Annotated in this window: 19 protein-coding genes; 3 read left to right on the forward strand and 16 right to left on the reverse strand. The window is 65.0% G+C overall.

Annotated features, from left to right (window positions below):
• The first annotated feature begins 114 nt into the window (after positions 1 to 114).
• Entirely contained in the window at positions 115 to 1,317 is a 1,203-nt protein-coding gene (locus tag IF809_RS04440; protein ID WP_128968961.1) for an ABC transporter substrate-binding protein, read from the forward strand.
• Between the two features lie 203 nt (positions 1,318 to 1,520).
• Here the strand turns inward: IF809_RS04440 and IF809_RS04445 are convergent, their stop codons facing one another.
• The 4 genes from IF809_RS04445 to IF809_RS04460 are packed head-to-tail and all read right to left on the reverse strand — an operon-like array spanning position 1,521 to position 6,119.
• Positions 1,521 to 1,907, reverse strand: coding sequence for an MAPEG family protein (locus tag IF809_RS04445; protein WP_462836937.1), 387 nt, complete (start codon positions 1,905 to 1,907; stop codon positions 1,521 to 1,523).
• Positions 1,908 to 1,934: 27 nt separating this feature from the next.
• On the reverse strand, positions 1,935 to 3,017 hold the full coding sequence (locus IF809_RS04450; protein WP_462836938.1) for a lipocalin-like domain-containing protein: 1,083 nt from the start codon (positions 3,015 to 3,017) through the stop codon (positions 1,935 to 1,937).
• The gene (locus tag IF809_RS04455; protein ID WP_462836939.1) at positions 3,007 to 5,469 is read right to left on the reverse strand and encodes an FtsX-like permease family protein; all 2,463 of its coding nucleotides are present in this window, start codon (positions 5,467 to 5,469) and stop codon (positions 3,007 to 3,009) included. Before IF809_RS04455 ends, IF809_RS04450 begins: the two co-directional genes overlap by 11 nt.
• The gene (locus IF809_RS04460) at positions 5,466 to 6,119 is read right to left on the reverse strand and encodes an ABC transporter ATP-binding protein (RefSeq protein WP_128968957.1); all 654 of its coding nucleotides are present in this window, start codon (positions 6,117 to 6,119) and stop codon (positions 5,466 to 5,468) included. Before IF809_RS04460 ends, IF809_RS04455 begins: the two co-directional genes overlap by 4 nt.
• Before the next feature lie 144 nt (positions 6,120 to 6,263).
• On the opposite strand from IF809_RS04460, the gene IF809_RS04465 reads away from it, so the two are divergent.
• Positions 6,264 to 7,607: an MFS transporter gene (locus IF809_RS04465; RefSeq protein ID WP_128968956.1), complete on the forward strand. Its 1,344-nt coding sequence runs from the start codon at positions 6,264 to 6,266 to the stop codon at positions 7,605 to 7,607.
• Positions 7,608 to 7,655: 48 nt separating this feature from the next.
• Here IF809_RS04465 and IF809_RS04470 read toward each other — a convergent pair whose 3' ends face one another.
• From IF809_RS04470 to soxX, 11 genes are all read right to left on the reverse strand, one after another.
• Positions 7,656 to 9,371, reverse strand: a complete 1,716-nt coding sequence (locus IF809_RS04470; protein ID WP_462836940.1) for an N-acyl-D-amino-acid deacylase family protein — start codon at positions 9,369 to 9,371, stop codon at positions 7,656 to 7,658.
• A 131-nt stretch (positions 9,372 to 9,502) separates the two neighbouring features.
• The gene (locus tag IF809_RS04475; RefSeq protein ID WP_128968954.1) at positions 9,503 to 10,711 is read right to left on the reverse strand and encodes an MFS transporter; all 1,209 of its coding nucleotides are present in this window, start codon (positions 10,709 to 10,711) and stop codon (positions 9,503 to 9,505) included.
• 323 nt (positions 10,712 to 11,034) lie between these two features.
• Positions 11,035 to 11,214 carry a hypothetical protein gene (locus IF809_RS04480; protein WP_128968953.1) on the reverse strand — a complete coding sequence of 60 codons (180 nt, stop codon included), beginning with the start codon at positions 11,212 to 11,214 and terminating at the stop codon, positions 11,035 to 11,037.
• A gap of 3 nt (positions 11,215 to 11,217) precedes the next feature.
• Positions 11,218 to 12,258, reverse strand: a complete 1,041-nt coding sequence (locus IF809_RS04485; RefSeq protein WP_128968952.1) for an MBL fold metallo-hydrolase — start codon at positions 12,256 to 12,258, stop codon at positions 11,218 to 11,220.
• A gap of 328 nt (positions 12,259 to 12,586) precedes the next feature.
• The gene (locus tag IF809_RS04490) at positions 12,587 to 13,045 is read right to left on the reverse strand and encodes a DsrE family protein (RefSeq protein WP_462836941.1); all 459 of its coding nucleotides are present in this window, start codon (positions 13,043 to 13,045) and stop codon (positions 12,587 to 12,589) included.
• A 2-nt stretch (positions 13,046 to 13,047) separates the two neighbouring features.
• The gene (gene soxB / locus IF809_RS04495; protein WP_462836942.1) at positions 13,048 to 14,793 is read right to left on the reverse strand and encodes a thiosulfohydrolase SoxB; all 1,746 of its coding nucleotides are present in this window, start codon (positions 14,791 to 14,793) and stop codon (positions 13,048 to 13,050) included.
• Between the two features lie 54 nt (positions 14,794 to 14,847).
• Positions 14,848 to 15,153, reverse strand: a complete 306-nt coding sequence (locus tag IF809_RS04500) for a hypothetical protein (protein ID WP_462836943.1) — start codon at positions 15,151 to 15,153, stop codon at positions 14,848 to 14,850.
• Complete coding sequence (gene soxA, locus IF809_RS04505; protein ID WP_462836944.1) at positions 15,150 to 16,013, reverse strand: sulfur oxidation c-type cytochrome SoxA; 864 nt, start codon at positions 16,011 to 16,013, stop codon at positions 15,150 to 15,152. The genes IF809_RS04500 and soxA overlap by 4 nt, the downstream gene beginning before the upstream one ends.
• Complete coding sequence (gene soxZ / locus IF809_RS04510; protein WP_128968948.1) at positions 16,013 to 16,324, reverse strand: thiosulfate oxidation carrier complex protein SoxZ; 312 nt, start codon at positions 16,322 to 16,324, stop codon at positions 16,013 to 16,015. Before soxZ ends, soxA begins: the two co-directional genes overlap by 1 nt.
• Before the next feature lie 20 nt (positions 16,325 to 16,344).
• Positions 16,345 to 16,830 (reverse strand): thiosulfate oxidation carrier protein SoxY, encoded by a 486-nt coding sequence (gene soxY, locus IF809_RS04515; protein ID WP_462836945.1) that lies wholly within the window; start codon positions 16,828 to 16,830, stop codon positions 16,345 to 16,347.
• Positions 16,831 to 16,852: 22 nt separating this feature from the next.
• A complete protein-coding gene (soxX, locus tag IF809_RS04520; RefSeq protein WP_462836946.1) occupies positions 16,853 to 17,209 on the reverse strand; it encodes a sulfur oxidation c-type cytochrome SoxX in 357 nt (118 codons plus the stop codon).
• 233 nt (positions 17,210 to 17,442) lie between these two features.
• On the opposite strand from soxX, the gene IF809_RS04525 reads away from it, so the two are divergent.
• Positions 17,443 to 18,117, forward strand: a complete 675-nt coding sequence (locus IF809_RS04525; protein WP_453980997.1) for a DUF938 domain-containing protein — start codon at positions 17,443 to 17,445, stop codon at positions 18,115 to 18,117.
• A 12-nt stretch (positions 18,118 to 18,129) separates the two neighbouring features.
• Here IF809_RS04525 and IF809_RS04530 read toward each other — a convergent pair whose 3' ends face one another.
• Complete coding sequence (locus IF809_RS04530) at positions 18,130 to 20,199, reverse strand: prolyl oligopeptidase family serine peptidase (protein WP_462836947.1); 2,070 nt, start codon at positions 20,197 to 20,199, stop codon at positions 18,130 to 18,132.
• Between the last annotated feature and the right edge of the window lie 7 nt (positions 20,200 to 20,206).

Here is a 20,206-nt window from a genome sequence, read left to right on the forward strand (position 1 = left end):
GCTTTTGGGATGGCGCCAGCTATACCAATAGCCAACATAAACCCATGGGCACGGCCGATCTTCTTCACTACTATCCGCGCGATTTCAAAACAGAACAATGCTGGGAGATAACAGATGAAATCAGGACTTTTGGCCGCTGCCGCAATTTCGGCTCTCTTGCTCGCCGCGCCGGCCTCCGCGCAAGGAACGGGACAAAGCGTCAAGATCGGCATTCTCAACGACCAGTCCGGCGTCTATGCCGATTACGGCGGCAAGTACTCCGTCGAAGCGGCCAAGATGGCGATCGAGGATTTTGGCGGGGAAGTACTCGGCCAGAAGATCGAGATGGTCACCGCCGATCACCAGAACAAGCCGGATCTGGCCACCTCCATCGCGCGGCGCTGGTATGACGCCGACAATGTCGACATGATCACCGAGCTGACGACGTCGTCGGTGGCGCTCGCCGTGCAGGACCTGTCGAAGGAAAAGAAGAAGATCGACATCGTGGTCGGCGCGGCCACGTCGAGCATCACGGGCTCGGCCTGCTCGCCTTACGGCTTCCACTGGGCGTTCGATACCCATGCGCTTGCGGTCGGCACCGGCGGCGCGCTGACCAAGGCGGGCGGTGACAGCTGGTTCTTCCTCACTGCGGACTATGCCTTCGGCTACGCGCTGGAAAAGGACACCAGCGAGATCGTCACCGCCAATGGCGGCAAGGTGCTGGGCTCGGTCCGCGTGCCGCTCAACTCCTCGGACTTCTCCTCCTTCCTGCTGCAGGCGCAGAGCTCGAAGGCGAAGATCGTCGGCCTCGCCAATGCCGGCCAGGACACCACCAACTCGATCAAGCAGGCGGCCGAATTCGGCATCGTCTCGGGCGGCCAGAAGCTCGCGGGCCTCCTGATGACGCTCGCCGAAGTGCATGGTCTCGGCCTGCAGGCGGCGCAGGGCCTGGTGCTGACCGAGGGCTTCTACTGGGATCATGACGACACGACACGAGCGTTCTCCGAGCGCTTCTTCAAGCGCACCGGGCGGATGCCGAGCATGATCCACGCCGGCACCTATTCGGCGACGCTGAGCTATCTGAAGGCGGTGAAAGCTGCCGGCACCAAGGATACCGAGGCGGTTGCCAAGAAGCTGAAGGAGCTGCCGGTCGACGACGCCTTCGCCAAGGGCAAGGTGCTCGAGAACGGCCGCATGGTCCACGACATGTATCTGTTCGAGGTCAAGAAGCCCTCGGAATCGAAGAAGCCGTGGGACTATTACAAGCAGCTCGCCGTGGTCCCCGGCGACCAGGCCTTCTTCACCGCCAAGGAAAGCGGCTGCCCGCTGACGAAGTAACGGGAAGAGGCAGCGCTCGCGCTACAAACTCCTCTGTCGTCCCCGCGAAGGCGGGGACCCATAGCCACAGGGTTATGTTGTCGCGCGAACTGCTAACTCCGAGTCTTCGCCAAACGCGATCCTGCGGTTATGGATCCCGGATCAGCGCTCACTGCGTTCGCTTGTCCGGGATGACACCGAGAGTATGGACGCAGCCGGGCTCACTACACCAACCTCAACACCACCGCGCCCAGCGCCCCCGCCCACAGGGCGATCGCGGCGGTGGCCTGGATCGCAAAGCCCGGGCCGCGCTTGGCGGCCGCCTGCGAATAGCCGATGAAATAGACGATGCGGCCGACGATCCAGACGGCGCCGATCGCCGCGGCGCCGGCATTGCTGACATAGATCGCGAACAGCCAGAGCGCCGGCAGGAAGATCGGCATCCATTCCAGCATGTTCATCTGGATGCGGAAGGCGCGCTCGAAGTCCGGATGGCCGGACATCGCCGGCGCCTTGACGCCGGTCTTGCTGCGCGAGCGCGACACGTAGATGCAGGTGAAGAAATAGAATGCGATCGCCAGCAGCGTGACGAGGGCGGTGAGGTGATACATCGCTGGTCCCTTCAAACAGACCGCGCTTCAATAGCCGGTCAGCTCGAGATAGCCAACGCCGTCATGCGTGCCGGCGAAGCTGATCGGCCCTTCCCAATAGGAGAAGCCGGTCCCCATCCATGCCGCAGGATTGAGCGGCTTGCAGGCAATCGAGAATGAGCGTGAGGGGATCGCGATTTGCCATTCCACCGGCAGCTTGCGTCCTGCCACCTCCGCCGTGGCCTTCGGCGCCATCTGGATGTCGCTTCCCGCGATCATCTGCGTCTCGCCGCTGGCGCTGATCCAGTTGCCGAACGGATAGCCTTTGCCGTCCTTCTGGCGCAGCCGGTACAGCATCAGCTTGTCGCCGGAGGAAAGATGCAGGGACAGCCAGTCCCAGCCGGTCTGGTCGGTATCGAGCGGCTGGCTGCTCCATTCCCGGTCCATCCAGGCCTGGCCCGTGACATCGACCTGGATGTCGTCGATCGTGAGGGTGCCGCGCGCGCGGTAGAACGGCTGGCTGTAATAGTAGGATGCCTGCCCGCGATCGGATTTGCGGCTGTAGCCGTGATCGCCCTGCAACACGACCGGGCGATCGGCTTCCAGCGTCAGCGCGTAGCTGAAATCGGTGCTCGAGGCCTGCAGCGTCACCGGCGACAAGGAGCGATCGTCGGTGCGCTCAGAACCTTTCATCTCCCAATCGTCGATCCACGCCGCGAACGGCCTCGCCTCGACACCGGCCTGGCCGATGCCGCCCCGCGAAAACCGCTCGTTGAAACGGTGGGTGTCGGCGCGCGTCACCGCCGCATGCGCCATCCAGATCTGCTGATTGGCCCAGCCTTCGCCTTGCGGCCCCGGCTTCGCGGCCTGGCGGAACAGCGTCCATTGCAGTCCGCACGCCGCGCCGCTGGCATCGACGAGATTTGCCGTCAGATACCACCACTCGATGCGAAATTCCGGGTGTGGGCCGTGATCGGCAGGAAAGGTGAATGCCCTTCCAGGCGTGACCTTCGCAAAGCCATCGGCCGTTTCACCGAGCCCCGCATAGCCCTGCGCACCGGCGCGGCGCGCGAGCGCCAGCGCGGCGATGCCGCCGGCAAACGTACGGCGCGAGAGTCTGTCAGCGCTCATTGGCAAACACCTTGACGAGATTCGCCGGCTGCATCCGCGCCAGCCGCAGCACCGGCAGCAGCGCGGCCAGCAGCGAGGCTACAAGCGCGACCGCGACCAGCTCGACGAGTTGGAGCGGAAACACATGGAACGGCAGCCGCCAGCCGAACGCCTTCACGTTCACGATCGCGATCAGACACCACGCCACTAAGAGCCCGAGCGGCACGGCCAGCAGCGAGGTGAACAGCGCGACCGACAGCGTCTTGGTCAGCTCGATCGCGGCAAGGCGCGGCCGGGTGATGCCGATCGCCCAGAGCGGCGCGAGCTGTGGCAGCCGCGAATTCGCCAGCGTCAGAAGGCTGGTCAAGAGCGCGATGCCGGCGACGCCGAGCGTGAAAGCATTCAGCGCCGAGGTCACTGCAAAGGTGCGGTTGAAGATCCGGATCGATTCGGCCTTCACCGTCGCCTGGTCCGCCACCGCGCGGTCGTCGAGCGCGAACTGCTTCTGCAACGCCGCGATCAAGCCGGGAATCTTGTCGCGCGGGACGATCAACCCGATCCGGGTCTGCGGCGTCTGCGGAAACTGCCGGATCAGCGCCGCAATATTCACTGCGAGCTGCCCCTTGGGATTGCCGTAATCGGCATAGATGCCGACGATGTCGAGCTCCCAGGTCCCTCCCGGCGCCGGCACCTCGATGACATCGCCGATGCGAACGTGGAGGCGGCGGCTGAGTTGCTCGCTGATGAAGGCGGCATTGCCCGGCACGAGCTGCGTCCAGGCGCGCGGCGCTGTTTCCAGCAGCGGCCAGCGCTCGCGATAGAGCGGGTGATCGGGCAGGCCGAGCAGTTCCACCGGCTGTCCCTGAACCTGGGTCTCAGCGCGCCCGCCCGACAGGATCGCCTGCACCTCGGGCCGGTCCTTCAGCCAGTTGCGGATCGCCGCGCCTTGCGCATTGTCGGCAGCGCTGATGTAGACGTCGGCCGCGAGCCGCCCGTCGAGCCAGCCGACGAAAGTGCGGCTGAAGGTCTCCACCATGGTGGAAACCCCGACATTGACCGCGAGCGCGAGCAGCAGCGCCATCAGCGCCAGCGACAGGCCGGAGAGCTGCTGCCGGCTGTCCGCCCAGAACCACAGCGCCAGCGGTCCGCGCGCCAGATGCTGGCCCGCGAGCAAAAGAACCTCCAGGAACGCCGGCAGGATCAGCGCCGCGCCGAGCATCAGCGCGGCCAGCACGCCAAACCCCGCGATCAGCGATTGCCCGTAGTGGAGCAGGAGCAACGCGACGCCGAACACGGCGCAGGCGGCACAGCTTTGCAGGATCAGCCAGCGGCGCTGCCGCTGCTGCCACGCGCGCGGCTGCGCGGTCGCCAGCACGGGCATGCGGATCGCCTTGATCAGGCTGGTCGCCGCCGCCACCAGTGCGCCCGCGACGCTGATGCCGATGCCGGCGAGCCACCATTCGGGCCTTAACGTGAGCTGCCCCGGAATCTGCGCGCCATAAAGCCCGCGCAACGATGCCGCAACATCAGGCAGCAGCGCCGCCGCGATGACATAGCCGCAGACGAGCCCGATCAGACCCGCGACCAGCGCCAGCGCCACCAGTTCGACGACCAGTACGCTGTTGACCAGCCGCGCCGAAGCGCCACAGGCGCGCAAGGTCCGCAGCATCGGCAGCCGCTGCTCGAAGGCAAGGCCGACGGCGGAGTTGACGATGAAGAGGCCGACGAAGAACGACAGCAGGCCAAACGCGGTGAGGTTGAGATGGAAACTGTCGGTCAGCCGTTCCAGCTCGGTCTCGGCGGTCGGCGCTATCAACTGCAACTGCTCGCCGACGATGCTCTGCAGCGGCGCGGGCTTGCTCTTCGCCTTGCCGATCAGCAGGCGGGAGACTTGATCTGGCTTGTTGAGCAGCCGTTGCGCGACGCCGATATCGACCACCAGCACGTCGGGCACGAGCTGCGGCAGCACATGCAGCGGCGGCAGCTTCGCGCCGCTGCTGATCGACGGCGTTGCGCCTTCACTCTCCTGTAAGTCTCGGAGCGTCTCCCGCGCCACCAGCGTCTGCCCGGGCGCCGCGACGAAGCTGCTGAGATCCGCGGCGCCGAGGCGCGGCGCATTGCCAACATCGGCCGGCAGCGTCACCGGCTCGATGCCGAGCAGCCGCATCGATCGCCCGTTGATCTGCACCCGCCCTTCCAGGGCAGGTGAAACCGGCCAGCCCCCGCGGCGAAGCTTGACGAATAAATCCTGCGGGAACGTCGCCGCCTCAGGCGCGACCAGCGTCGCCGTGCGCACGCCGCCGAACGTCGCCGCCGCGCGGTCGTAGGCTGTGCGGGCCTGCTGGTTGATCGCCTGCACGCCGCTCCACAGCGCGGTGGCCGCGATCAGCCCGATCAGCAGCGTCGCGAACTGCATTCGGTGTCGCCGCCAATGGCTGAGCAGCACCGCCAGCACCCACAGCGCGCGCCTCATGCGATCCGCCCTGCGTGCAACACGATGTGGCGGTCGAGCGTTCCGGCCAGATGCAGGCTGTGCGTCACCATCAGGAAGCCGCAGCCGGTGCGCGCGACGAGGTCGCGCGTCAGCGCCAGCACGTCATCGGCGGTGGCTTCATCCAGATTGCCGGTCGGCTCGTCCGCCAGCAGCAGCGACGGTTTTGTCGCCAGGGCACGGCCGATCGCGACGCGCTGCTGCTGACCGCCCGATATTTGCTCGGGATAACGCCTGAGCAGGCCGCCGAGCCCGAGCCGCTCGACCAGCTCCCTGGTCCAGGCGGCGTCATGCCGACCGGCAATGCGCGCCTGGAAGGCGAGATTGTCCGCGACCGACAGGCTCGGGATCAGGTTGAATTGCTGAAACACCAGGCCGATCCGGTCGCGGCGCAATTCGGCGCGGCCCGCATCCGTCAGCCCGGTGATCTCGGTATCTCCCAGCCGGATCGAGCCGGCATCGGCGGCGTCCAACCCCGCGATCAGGTGCAGCAGCGTGCTCTTGCCGCTGCCGGATTCGCCCGTGAGCGCGACGCGTTCACCTGCCCTGAGGTCGAGGTCGACCCCGCGCAGCACATGGACCGGCTCGCCGGCCGAGGTGAAGGTCTTTGAGAGGTTTCGGATGCTCAGCAAGATCAGTGCGCCGGACGGAATTTACTCGATGTTGCGTAGCACACCTGGCGTGGAAATGCCGGGGTTGCGTTGCCGTTCAAGCCGTTGTTAGCTCGCGGGACGGCCAAATCAAAAGTGCCGACAAAAGAACATGCGGGGAGAACGATGAGCGCTCAGGGAACGCCCAATATGGCGGGCAGGACGGCAGGGACGTCCCAGGGGACGACGGCGACGCCGAAGGGCGCCTGGACCGTCACTTTTCTCCTCTTCCTCTTCATGGTCGTGAACTTCGCGGACAAGATTGTCGTCGGCCTCGCCGGCGTGCCGATCATGACCGACCTGAAGCTCCAGCCGGAGCAGTTCGGCCTGCTCGGCTCCTCGTTCTTCTTCCTGTTCTCGATCTCGGCCATCGTGGTCGGTTTCATCGTCAACAAGGTCGCCACGCGCTATGTGCTGCTGACCTTGGCGGTGATCTGGGCGCTGGCGCAGTTTCCGATGGTCGGCACCGTCTCCTTCACCACGCTCTTGATCTGCCGCATCGTGCTCGGTGCGGGCGAAGGCCCGGCTTTCTCGGTCGCGGCGCATGCGATCTACAAATGGTTCCCGGACGAGAAGCGCACGCTGCCGACCGCGATCCTGTCGCAGGGCTCGGCGTTCGGCGTGATCCTGGCCGTTCCGGCACTGAACTGGGTCATCGTCAATCATTCCTGGCACTATGCCTTCGGCGCGCTCGGTGTCGTCGGCCTGATCTGGGTCTGCGCCTGGCTCGCGCTCGGTGTGGAAGGCCCGCTCGAGGACACGCAGGCGCTCGCGGTCAATGAGCCGAAAATTCCCTACCTCCAGCTTCTCACCTCGCGCACCTTCCTCGGCTGCGTGATTGCGACCTTCGGCGCCTATTGGGCGCTGTCGCTGGGGCTCACCTGGTTCACGCCCTTCATCGTCAAGGGGCTCGGCTTCTCGCAGAGCCAGGCCGGCTTCATCTCGATCCTGCCCTGGGTGTTCGGCGCCACCATCGTCATCCTGACGGGCTGGATCTCGCAGGTGATGATGGCGCGCGGCTACACCACCCGCATCTCGCGCGGCGTGCTCGGCTCGGTGCCGCTGATCATCGGCGGCCTGATCCTGGCGATGATGCCGCATGTTGCGGGTGCGGGCCTGCAGATTGCCCTGCTCGTGGTCGGCTCCGGCCTGTGCGGAGCGATCTATGTGGTCTGCCCGCCGATGCTCGGCGAATTCACGCCGGCCTCGCAGCGCGGCGCCGTCATCGCGATCTACGGCGCGCTCTACACGCTCTCGGGCATCATCGCGCCGATGGTGATGGGCACCGTGATCCAGCGCGCCGGCAGCATGCTCGACGGCTACATGACCGGCTTCACCATCAACGCAGTGGTGATGATCGGCTCCGGCGTCATCGGCCTGCTGCTGTTGTGGCCGAACACCGAAAAGGCGAGGCTGACGCGCGGCGCGGCTCCGACCGCTTCGCTGAAGCGTGCGGTGTCGCCGACGTAACGGCGGCGCGCTTTCTTACCCTCCAGGGGGAGGTAAGCGGCAGCCGCGCTACTGCATCCCCTGCGTGCCACGAACCAGCTTCCCCGGCCGGCGTCCGGTTGCCTCGCCGTGCCGCCGCGTCACCACGCCGGACACGATCGTCGCCTCATAGCCGTCGACATCCTGCAACAGCCTGCGGCCGCCGACCGGCAGGTCGTAATGCACCTTCGGCGGATGCAGATGCAGCCGGTCGTAGTCGATCACGTTGACGTCGGCCTTGTAGCCCGGCGCGATCAAGCCGCGGTCGGTCAGCCCCACCGACAACGCGGTCTTGCGTGACTGCGCGGCGACCACGAACGGGATCGTCAGCTTCTCGCCGCGCGTGCGGTCGCGCGTCCAGTGCGTCAGCAGATAGGTGGGGAAGCTTGCGTCGCAGATGATGCCGCAATGGGCGCCGCCGTCGGAGAGGCCGGGCACCGATCGCGGATCGATCAGCATCTCGCGCGTCGCATCGAGATTGCCGTCGGAATAGTTGAGGAACGGCACGTAGAGCATGCCGCGGCCCTCGTCCGACAGCATCGCGTCGTAGGCGAGCTCCTCCGGCTGGCGTCCCTGCCGGCGCGCCTGCGGGCCCAGCGCGTTCTCCGGCGGCTGCTCATAGTCGGGGGGATCGCCGAGCAGGAACATCTTGTCGTAGTTCGGACGGAAGAACAGCGGGTCGTCGGTCGCGGTCGCCGTCTCGCTCAGGATCGCTTTGCGCATCTCAGGTTGCCGCAGCCGCGCCAGCCTCTCCCCAAGCGGCAGATGCGCGATGGCCTTGTAGCTCGGATGGGTCTGGAACGGATTGCGCGACAGTTCGAGCCCGAGCAGCAGCCCGACCGGACGCGCCGCGATCTGCGCGGTGATGGAGAGGCCGCGCCTGGCGGCCGCATTGATCTCGTCCAGCGTCTGGCGCCAGCGGTTGGGTGATCTGTCGTTCTGCGTGATCGAGAACGAGATCGGGCACTTTGTGCTATCGGCCACCCGCAGCATCATCGGCAGGTCTTCGTGGATGGTGGAGAGGTCCAGCACGAATTGCAGCACGCTGCGGCCTTGGCTGTGCATCGCGCCCGCGATCGCGGTGAGCTCGTCCTCGCCCGCCTTCAAGGTCGGGGTGAAATCGCCGGTCGAGGTGCGATGGTTGAGCGTGCGCGAGGTGGAGAAGCCGAGCGCGCCCGATCGCACCGCTTCGCCCGCGAGCTTCGCCATTGCTGCGTTGTCCTCGGCGGTCGAGGGATCGCGGCGCGCGCCGCGCTCGCCCATCACATAGACGCGCAGCGCGGCATGCGGCAACTGCGCACCGATATCGATGTCGAAATCGCGCTTCGACAGCCAGTCCATGTAATTGGGAAAGCTCTCCCAGGCCCAGGGAATGCCGGCGCTCAGCACCGGCTCCGGAATGTCCTCGACGCCTTCCATCAGCTGGATCAGCCTGACGTGGTCTTCAGGCTTGCAGGGCGCAAAGCCGACGCCGCAATTGCCCATGATCGCGGTGGTGACGCCGTTTTGCGACGACGGCGTGATGTCCTGGCTCCAGGTCACCTGCCCGTCGTAATGAGTGTGGACGTCGACGAAGCCCGGCGTCACCAGCTTGCCGCGCGCATCGATCTCTTCGCGGCCCTTGGCCGAGACTTTACCCACCTCGCTGATCCTGCCGCCTGTCATGGCGACATCAGCCTCGAACAACTCGCCGCCATTGCCGTCCGCGACGGTGCCGCCGCGGATCACGAGATCAGGGGTGCTCATGTGTTTCTTCCCGTTTTGTTGTTTATTGTGTTGTCGCTCTATCGTTTCGTCGTCCGGACAAGCGCAGCGAAGCGGAGCGCCGATCCCGGGACCCATAACCACGGGGAACAATTTGGCGAAGACTCGGATGCTTAAGCCTTCGCTTGCGCCTTCCGCTCAGTGAACGGCGACAGCACCACGGTCGCCACCATGAAGATCACTGACGCCCCGAACACCCAGTGCGGCGCGCTCTGGTCCATGATCCAGCCGAACAGCAGCGGTGAGATGATGCCGCCGAGATTGAAGCCGGTGGAAACGATGCCGAAGGCGCGGCCTGCGGCACCGGGAGGCGCGGCGTTGCGCACCAGCATGTCCCGCGACGGCGCGATCACGCCGGAGAGGAAGCCGGCAATCGCCATCGTGGCGGTGAGCACCCAGACAGGCAACGTGATCAGCGCGATCAGCAGCACGATGGCGGCATTGGCGGCAAAGCAGGCGGCGGCGACATAGCCGTGGCGCTCGGTGTGATCGGCGAGGAAGCCGCCCGCGAGTACGCCCGCGGCGCTGGAGCCAAGGAAGGCGGTCAGCATGACGTTGGCAGAGGAATAGGAGGCGCCGTAGCCACCCATCAGCGCGACCACGCCGAAATTGTTGATACCCGCGACCGATAGGCTGAGCAGCATGAACAGCACGGTGAGCGCGATCAGGGCCGGCGTGATCACGGCCTGCTTCGGTGCGTTCTCGGCGCCGGGCTTCGTCTTGTGCGCACCGGCATCGGGAATGCTCATGACCACTAGCAGCAGCGCCACCGACACGCCGATTGCGCCCGAGGCGGTCAGCGCGCCGCCGCCGCCGGAGACGGTCACGAGCGCGGCGACAATCGCCGGTGCCACGGCGCCGCCGAGAAAGCCGGCGAAGGTGTGGATCGAGAAGGCGCGGCCCATGCGGGCCTCGTCCATGTGCTCGGCCAAAATCGCGTAGTCGGCAGGATGATAGACGCTATTGGCGAGCCCGAGCAGCACGGCGCAGGCGATCAGCGAAGCGTAGCTGAGGTGCAGGCCGAGCATGATCAGCGCGAGCCCGCCGAGTATCAAGCCGCCGAGCAGGATCCTGCGCGCGCCAAAATGGTCGACGAGATAACCGGTCGGCGCCTGCGTCAGCCCGGAGACGACAGCCGACACGGTCAGCGCAAAGCCGAGCTCGACATAGCCGACGCCGAGCTGGTTCTTGAGGAACGGGAACAGCATCGGCAGGACCAGCAGATGGAAATGGCTGACCCAATGGGCGATCGAAATCCCGATCAGCGTGCGTAGCGCGCTGTCCGCCTTGCCTTGTTGCGGTGCGGCGAGAACGTCGACCATTGCAGTTCCGTTTCACGTCCTGGAAGCGCGCAAATTATCGAGGACGGCGGTTGTTTGTCCATGAACGCAGGCGCATGGCAGGTAGCAGAGGTCGCTCGTTGCGATCGCGACCATCCAGTAGAGCACACTGCGCTCCCTCCCCCCTTTGTGGGGGAGGGTGGGGGAGAGGGGTAGCCCAGGAAAAGGTATTCGTTGTCGCGAAGAAGATCTTTCGCGCGATCGATGGAGTCCCCGTGTGGCACCCCTCTCCCTAGCCCTCCCCCACAAGGGGGGAGGGAACGTACCGTTCGTCGTGTAAGATCACCTTCTACTACGACTTCCCCTCACAGCGGCTCGTCGTCTGTCCCGTAACGATCAAGCTTCGGCGTCGCGATGTCGCCGTCTTCGTAATCGTCGTCGGGGTCGCGTGGCGGCTGGGGCTTGCCGGCCTTGTGGTTCACAGTCTTCGGTGGTTCGCCCGGCTTGGCGGTCCTGTTTCCGGTCTTGTTTTCGATTTTCGCCATGACTCAGCCGTGCACCACCGGCCCGCCCGCCTTCTTCCACGCATCGATGCCGCCGGCGATATGGGCGGTGTTGGCAAGGCCTGCGCCTTTCGCCGCGGCGACAGCCATCGCCGAGCGCTCGCCGAAGGCGCAGAAGAACACGACGCGGCGGCCGGTGGCGGCGGCGACCTCGCGCAGCATGCCGCCGGGCTTGAGGCTTTCCTCGACGCTCGGATAGGGCGTGTGCAGCGCGCCTTCGAGCATGCCGTGCTTGATGCGCTCGCTGGTCTCGCGCAGATCGACCAGCAGGATGTCGGGCCGGTGCAGGGAGCGGATCGCCTCGACGGCGCTGAGCGCGCGGCCCTCTTTCTCCAGCTCTTCCTGATGCAGGCCGACATGCATGTTGGCCGGCACCGCCACGTCCATCATCTTCGGGTTGGGCAGCTTCAGGTTCGCCATCAACTCGATATATTCGTCGACCGAGCGCACCTGCAGCCGCGGATTGTAGCGTTTCTCCTCGCCGATGGTCGAGACGGTGTCGCCCTTGTAGTCATGCGCCGGGAAGACCATCGTCTCGTCAGGCAGCTTGAGCAGCCGGTTGAAGATCGAATCGTATTGCGCGCGCGACGAGCCATTCTGGAAATCGGTGCGGCCGGTGCCGCGGATCAGAAGCGTGTCGCCGGTGAAGACGCGATCGCCCATCAGATAGGAATAGGAATCGTCGGTGTGACCCGGCGTGTACATCACGTCGAGCGACAGGCCCTCGATCGTCACCTTGTCGCCGTCGGCAACCCGCATTGCCACCACGTCGGCCTTGGTCTGGTCGCCCATCACGGTCATGCAATGGGTGCGGTCGCGCAGCTCGCCGAGCCCGGTGACGTGGTCGGCATGAAGATGGGTATCGACCGCCTTGACCAGCTTGAGATCGAGCTCGCGCAGCAGCTGGCAATAGCGATCGACCTTCTCCAGCACGGGATCGAGGATCAGCGCCTCGCCGCCGGCGCGGCTGGCGAGGACATAACTGTAGGTGCCCGAAACACTGTCGAAGAGCTGGCGGAAGATCATGGCAGGAACCCGGCGTGGACTCGTTTCTAACAATTCTACTACGCCAGAGCCTCGGGAGAGAAGTAATTCACTGCAGAAACAAGAAAATCTAGAAGATTCTTATTGTAGGGGGCGGCTGGGGTGGCTGCTTATCGTTGCCGCGAAGGAGGTGCGCCCCCTCTCCCGCTTGCGGGGGAGGGGTGGGGATGTCTCCGCAACGGGACAGTCGCCAAGAGAAAACAGCCCCCACCCGGCGCTTCGCGCCGACCTTCCCCGCAAGCGGGAGAGGTTGAGCAAGCCCGCGGCCTACTCATCCCATCAAATAACCATCGGAGGGTACGCAGGCCTGTTACGGCCGCACCACCGTGTACCCGTTCTCCGCCAGGAACAGGATCTGCCCTACGCCCACCTGCACCGGGGTCGCAGCCGGAATGAACTCCGGCCGCTTGCCGGTCTCCCGCTCGATCGTGTCCACCGTGTTGAGGCAGATATCGAAGCGCACGCCCTGCGCGATCAGGCTTTCGACCTGCCTGCGGCGCTCGTTGCCCGACAGCAACAGATCGATGCCGGGACCGAAGGTAACGACCTCGACGGCGATCTTGTCGGGGTCGTAGGCCTTCAGCAGATTGTTGGCGACGCTCAGCACCAGCGCCTGCTTCTTCACGTCGCTATCGGAAAGTTGGAGCACGATCTTGTGCTCGGCGAACGGCTTGTCCTGGAGCGGGACCTGCTGCGCGAGAGTGAGCGGCATCGCCGCCCATGTGAGCAGCGCCACTAGCATCGCGCTGAAGATTTGCGACCGCGTCATCGCTATCCTGCTATGCCCGGATTGCCGTCGACGCCTTTCAGTGTGACGCCGGTGCCGAGCCGCTCGGGCATCATCCGCCCCGAGCGCAGATATTTGGCGACCACGTCCCACACCGGCGCGCCCTGCTGAGCATTGACCGAGGCCCAGCCCGCGACCTTGTAGTGCCTGTTGGCACTCAGCGCCTTGCCATTGGCGAGCTTTAGCTCGGAGATGCGGCTGCCTATCGCGTTGGTGGGACTGCAGGCGTAGCTGAGGCCGCCGGCGCGCACCATGTCGCCGCCTTGCTGGTAATAGGGATCGGCGTTGAAGAGATTGTCGCAAACGTCTTCCAGCACGTCCTTGATCTGCGCGCCGGTCATCTCCTGCACATAGGTTTCGGGATAGGTGATCGCGGTCTCCGCGAGCACGTCCTCCATCGTCAGCGGCTGGCCGGACAAAGCGGTGAGGCCCCAGCGGAAGCCAGGCGACAGCGCGATCTCGGCGTTGAGCTCGGTGCGCAGCGCGGTGCAGATCAGTTCGTCGACGGGGCCCGCGAAATTGTCGCGCCGATAGAGCAGCCGATCGGGCGTGGCGATCTTCTCGGACCAGTCGGTCACATGCTGTGCGCGCAGCTTTCCGATCAGATCGGCCATCGCAGGATCGGGCTTCAACAGCTCCGAATAAACCGGCAGCAGATGATATCTGACATCGCCCACCTTGCCCTTGTCGAGCGCGAGATCGAGCACGCCGAGGAATTTTCCGTTGGAGCCGGCGTTGGTGACGAGCGTCGTGCCGCCGGCGTTCTTCACCAGGATCGGCTGCGGTACGGCGTCATGGGTATGGCCGCCGAGAATGACATTGATGCCCGTGACGCGGCTTGCAAGCTTGAGGTCGACGTCCATGCCGTTGTGCGACAGCAGGATCACCGCATCGACCTTGTCCTTGCCGCGCAGTGCATCGACATGCCTTTGCAGCTCTTCCTCGCGGATGCCAAAGCTCCAGTCCGGCGTGAACCGCTTGGGATGGGCGATCGGCACGTAAGGAAAGGCCTGGCCGATGATCGCGACGCGATGGCCGCCGAGCTCCTTGATAACAGACGGTTTGAATACACGGCCCGTCGCCTTGTCGAAGGCGGGGGCGTCGTTGAACGCGGCCTCTTCGGTCAGGAAGACGTTCTGCGCCAGGAACTCGCCCTTGAAGTGCTCGAGATTTTCACGCAGCACCTCTTCACCATAGGTGAATTCCCAATGCCCTGTCATCGCCTCGATGCCGAGCAGATTGGCGACCTCCACCATGTCGCGGCCTTGCATGACATTGGCGAGCCCGGTGCCCTGCCAGAGATCGCCGCCGTCGACCAGCATGGCATGCTTGTCGCCGACATCGTTGCGCAGCCGGTCGATCAGCGTCTTCAGATGGGCGAAGCCGCCGAGCTTGCCGAAACGGCCGGCGGACCTTTCGAATTCGACACAGGTGAAAGCATAGGCGTCCGCGCTGTCAGGCCGGATGCCGAAGCGCTCCAGGAAGGCGCGACCGACCAGATGCGGCGGCCGCCCCGCCATCTCGCCAATGCCGATATTGACGCCGGGCTCGCGGAAATAGACCGGGTTGAGCTGCGCGTGCGTATCGGTGAGGTGCAGGATCCGCGCGTTGCCGAAACGCTCGATATCGTAGATGCTCGCGGCTTCAGCGCCGCGCGCGAGCCGCGGCAGGCCGAGCGAGCTGGCGACAGCAACTGTACTCTTCAAAAAGTCCCGGCGGCGGATCGCCATGCCACATTCTCCGCGCCGATTCCCGGCAGGTCGATAGTTCCACGAGAACTCACTCTAGCGGATTTCCATCGCCTTCCAGGCGTCTTTTTCCGATGTCGCCTGCACAATCGATGCCTTTGCCAGCGCTTCGGCCTCTTTTGCGGCGGCCACGGCGCGGTCGAAATCGCCGCCATCGCCCGCCTTCTTGGCGGCCGCCAGCGTCGCGACCGTCGTGGTCCACTGGTTGCGCATGCCGGCTGCCTCCTTGGACGCGGCCTCCGCAGCAGCATAGGCCGCTTTGTAGTCCGCTTCATTTGCGGCATGCGCCGCCGGCGCAAAGCTCAAGGCGAGCAGCATGGCGAGGGCAAGTGACCGCTTCATGGCCGCGCTCCCGGGCCCGATATCGGCAGGCCGTTGGCGACGTAGGACAGGAAATATTCGACGTCGCGATATTCGTCCGCCTGCGGCTCCAGCGGAACCGCGCGGGTCTGGCTGTTGCAGGTCATGAGGCGGCGGGTGGTGGTGCCCATGCCACTCCATTCGGAGCGGTAGATCGGCATCGCGTTGAGGATGCCGAGCGCGGGCGCCAGGATCTCGGCGCGGATGCGCTGGCCCGGGCTCTGCACATGGCAGCTCGCGCAGGAGAAATTCAGCTGGCCGCGGCGCGTGTAGAAATAGCGCTTGCCGTTCTCGAACGCCTCGAGCGCGCGCGGATCATCGGGAATCTTGATGTCCATCGGCTTGCCGCGCGAGGTGAAGGCCATGTAGGCCGTGAGCGAGGCCATCTCGTCCTTGACGTAGGAATAGGGCTGTTCGCCATTGGCCTCGCGGCAGCGGTTGAGCGCGAGCTCGAGCGTGACGACCTTGCCCTCCTTGGTGTCGAAATAAGGATAGTTCTGGCGAATGCCGATGCCGCCGTTCGGGAAGCAGTCGGCATAGGTCTTGCCGTTCTTGAACGGCGTCGCGAACATCTCCTTGCCGGCATCGAGCGCGAACTCGTAGGGCGGGAATTCTTCCTTCTCCTGCCACTGCCGCTTCATGTCCTCGTTCATGGAATAAGGACCGTTGACGAAATCCTCGTGCTTCACGTCAGGAAACTTCTGGAAGAAGAAGTTCTGGAACGCCTTGGCGTCGGCGGCGGGATCGACCTTGTCGGCCGCGATCACGCGCGGCGAGGTGAGCACGAACGCGATGAGCGCGGCGCTCAGCGAGCCAAGCAGGAGGGAGGAGCCGGCCTTCATCACGCGATCTTCGCGGTGGTCTGGTCGGACCCGCCCTTGTTGTCGGTCCAGGAGATTGTGAGATCGTCGCCCTTCTTGGCGCCCTTGAAGCTGAACTTGATATAGGGGTCCTTGGAGACCGCCGGTCCCCAATCGGCGACGAACACCTCCTTGCCGTTACAGGCGAACTTCAGCTCCTGGATGAAATGCGGCGGGATCAGCTCGCCCTTGGCGTCCTTGACGAAGCCGGAATCCATGGGGTGCTGGATCAGCGCCTGCACTTCGGTGATGTCGCCGTTGGCGGTGGCGCGGACGCGAATGCTGGATGCCATGTTCGATCTCCTTTCGCGCCTCAGCCGCCGCAGCCGCCGACGGTGACCTTGACTTCCTTGGTCGCGCTGAAAAGCTTGCCGTCGGCTTCCACGATCGCGACCACATTGGTGGTCTTGGCCATCTTCAGGCGGTTGGCGACGACGGGCATGGTGCCGTCGGGAATCTTGTAGGACGCCGCGAGCGCATTCGGGTTCTCGGCGACGAAGAACGAGATCGAGGTGACCTTGTCCAGCGTCGTCGTCACCGAGATCGGCACTACCGCGCCGTTCTCGGCGATCTCGGGCGCATCGAGCTTGACCTTGTCGGAAGGCTCGGCGGTCTTGCCGTAGAGCGCCTTGACCGCGTCGGCCTCGCTCTTCTGCTTGAACGCCTCTTCCGGATATTTGTCGTTCGCCGCGGCCTGCCCCGGCGTGAACGGTAGATTGCCGAGGCCGATCAGCGCGACCGTAACGGCACCCTGAAGGATCAGGCGCCGGGTCGGTTGAGGGCCGATATGCGTCGTCATCTCGAGTCTCCTTGGCCCGCCGTTACAGCGTTTGCAGGAAATCAACGATCGCGTTGATCTCCCGTTCAGTGAGGATTCGGTTGCGGCCGAACGGCGGCATCATGGTCTGCGGGTTGCGCTTGGTCTCGTCGAACAGGATCGCGGCCAGCTCGTTACGATCAGGGTATTTGGCCTTGAGGTCCTTCAGCTCCGGTCCGATCGTTCCCGGCAGATCGCCGCCGTTGATGACGTGGCAGGTCAGGCAATTGCCCTTGCCGCGGTCGAAGGCGAGCTTTTGGCCCTCGGCGACGGTCGATTGCGCCCACGCCGGGCGCGCGGCGAGGCCAGCGAGGACGACCAGCGCGAGGAGCAGGGCGGGCTTGCGAAAAAAGGCGGTCAAGGCGTCGTTCCGAGGCGTGATTTCGAAGGTCTGGTAGCGGAAATATGGTGCTCAAAGCACAAACGACATGCCCTGACAATCAACACTATGCAGGGCGCAAAATGGCGTTAATATCTGCCGCATTGCAACTGAAGAGATAGATCGTTCATCAAGCCGGCTTTGCCGGGCTGCGTTTTGGGGCGTTTGGTCCTTGCTCGCGTTTTGGACTGCTTTCTCATTTCCGGGGACGTGAATTGGCTGAATATGTCGTCGAATTTGGCAGGGACGGCGGCCGGGTCGAGCCTGACGGTCGCCTTGATGCGCCCGCCTTCCACCGCAATCACGAACCGCTCTGGGCCGCGCTGGCAAAGCATCTCGCCGGGCGGTCGGGCGACGTCGTCGAGGTCGGCAGTGGAACCGGCCAGCACGTGGTGTATTTCGCCCGCCATACGCCCGATCTGGTTTGGTGGCCGAGCGATCTCAACCAGCGGCACGTGAAGAGCATCGAGGCCTGGCGCGTGCATTCGGGCCTGACAAACATCCGCAGCCCCCTGCGGATCGATCTGTCCGATCCCGATTGGTGCCCCGAGATGCGAAACGGGCAGGGGCCGAGCGATCTTTCGGCCGTGTTCTGCGCCAATGTCATTCATATCGCGCCCTGGGCGGTGGCGGAGGGGCTGTTTGCCGGCGCTGGCCGCTACTTGCGGTCCGACGGCGAATTGTTCCTTTACGGCCCGTTCAAGCGCGACGGCAAGCACACCGCGCTCAGCAACGCCGTGTTCGACACCTCCTTGCGTGAAGGCAACCCCGAATGGGGCGTGCGCGACCTCAGCGACGTCGAGACGCTCGCGCGCGGTGTGGGCTTTCGTCTCATCGATACGATCGAGATGCCCGCCAACAATCTGACGCTGGTGTTCGCGCGTGGGTGAGGCGCGGGGCCGTCAGGCCTCGCCGCCCCGCCACCCGATCTTCTCCTTCAAGAACTGAAAGCCCAGCACCTGGAAGCCGGCGCGCTCCTTGTTGTCCTTGCCGTAGCCGTGGCCGCCGGCGGCGGGCTCGTAGAACCAGGCTTCATAGCCCATCGCCTGGAGCTTGGCCGCCATCTTGCGCGCGTGGCCGGGATGGACACGGTCGTCGCGCCGCGTCGTGGCGATCAGGATCGGCGGATAGGCCTGGCCGGGCTTTGCGTTGTGATAGGCCGAGTAGGTCTTCAGCCATTCCCACTCTTCCGGCTTGTCGGGATCGCCATATTCGGCGATCCAGCTCGCGCCCGCGAGCAGTTTCGTGTAGCGGCGCATGTCGATCAAGGGAATCGTGCAAAACAGCGCGCCGAAGCGCTCGGGATAGCGCACCAGCATGTTGGTGATGAGGATGCCGCCGTTCGATCCGCCCTGCGCGGCGATGCGTTTCGGCGTTGTCACGCCGCGCCGGACCAGATCGGCGGCCACGGCCGCGAAATCATCGTGCGACAGCTTCTTGCCGGCGTAGCGGCCGGCATCGTGCCAGCGCGTGCCGAACTCGCCACCGCCGCGCAAATTGGCCTGCACAGTGGTGCCGCCGCGCTCGAGCCAGAGCTTGCCCAGTGATGAATTGTATTGCGGCCTCACTGCGAGGCCGAAGCCGCCATAGGCGGTCATATAAACCGGCGCATCGCCTGACACGCCGGCCGGGCCGGTCTGCACATAGGGGATGCGCTCGCCGTCGACGGAAACCGCCTCGTGCTGCGTCACCACGAGGCCGTCGGCGTTGAAGGTCTTCGGTGCCTGCTTCAGGACGACAGGGCTTCCGACGCCGCGCTCGAGCAGCATCAGCGAAGGCGGCGTCAGCGGGTCCTGCACATTGGCAAGCAGGTCGCCATTGCTCTCGGATTCGTGGGCATCGAGACCCCAGACGTCGACCACACCGATGTCGGGAAGCCCTTGCAGCTTCTGCCGGCTCCAGCCCGACGCTGAGGGCGTGCAGAGCTCGAACACCGGCCGCAACTCGTCGAGGATGGAGAGCAGGAGCTTGCCGCCGCTCCAGGAGAAGCCTTGCAGCGCCCGCCGCGGGCCCGGCTCGAACAGCACCGTGAAGTCGCGGCTGCCCGCCATGAACGCGGACAGCGACATGCCGAGCATTGCGTCGGCTTCATAAGTGTGTCCCGCAACCGACCAGGTCTCGCGCGGCTTGACCGACAGCCAGTCGCCGTGGGTCTGCATCCAGATATTGCTGGGCAGGTCGAGGGTGGTGGTTGCACCGGCCGTAGTGCCGAGCGAGGTACGGAAATTGAAGAAGTCGGTCTGGTCGATGAACCAGATGCGCTGTGACGGCACGGTGTTATCGACGTAGCTGTACACCCGCATGTGGTCGGCGCTCGTCTCGAACACCACCGGCGCCTGCTCGACGCCGGTCCCGCGCCGCCACAGCCGCACGGATCTCGCGTAGCCCGAGCTTGTCGCCATGCCCTCGCCGAGCGCGCTGGACAGTAGCAGCGTGTCGGCATCGACCCATTCGGCGCTGCTCTTGGCCTCCGGCAGAAAAAAACCGTCCACCACAAAGCTCCTGGTGTCGGTGTCGAATTCACGCAAGGTCACGGCATCGCTGCCGCCGCGCGAGAGGGCCAGGATCACCCGCGTGCTTCCGGGCCGGGACGACGCGCCGCTGAACAGCCAGTCCTTGCCTTCCATCGCGGCGAGCTGGTCGATGTCGAGCAGGATCTCCCAGGACGGCGTCGCCGTACGAAATTCCGCAAGCGTGGTGCGCCGCCATAGGCCGCGTGGATGCTCTGCGTCCTGCCAGAGATTGTAGAGGTAGCCGTCACGCCGCCGCACATAGGGAATGTTGTCCGGCCGATCGAAGATCGCCGCGAGCAGGTCACGATCACGCTCGAACGCCGCGCCGCCGTATTTTGCCAGCGTCAGCTGGTTCTGCCGCTCGACGAATTCGAGCGCGCGGGCGCCTTCAACCTCTTCGAGCCAGAGCCATGGATCGTCGTCGGGAGCGCTGAGCGTGGGCCTGCTGTCGACGGACATGAGCGAA

It is taken from the genome of Bradyrhizobium sp. UFLA06-24 (assembly GCF_054967145.1).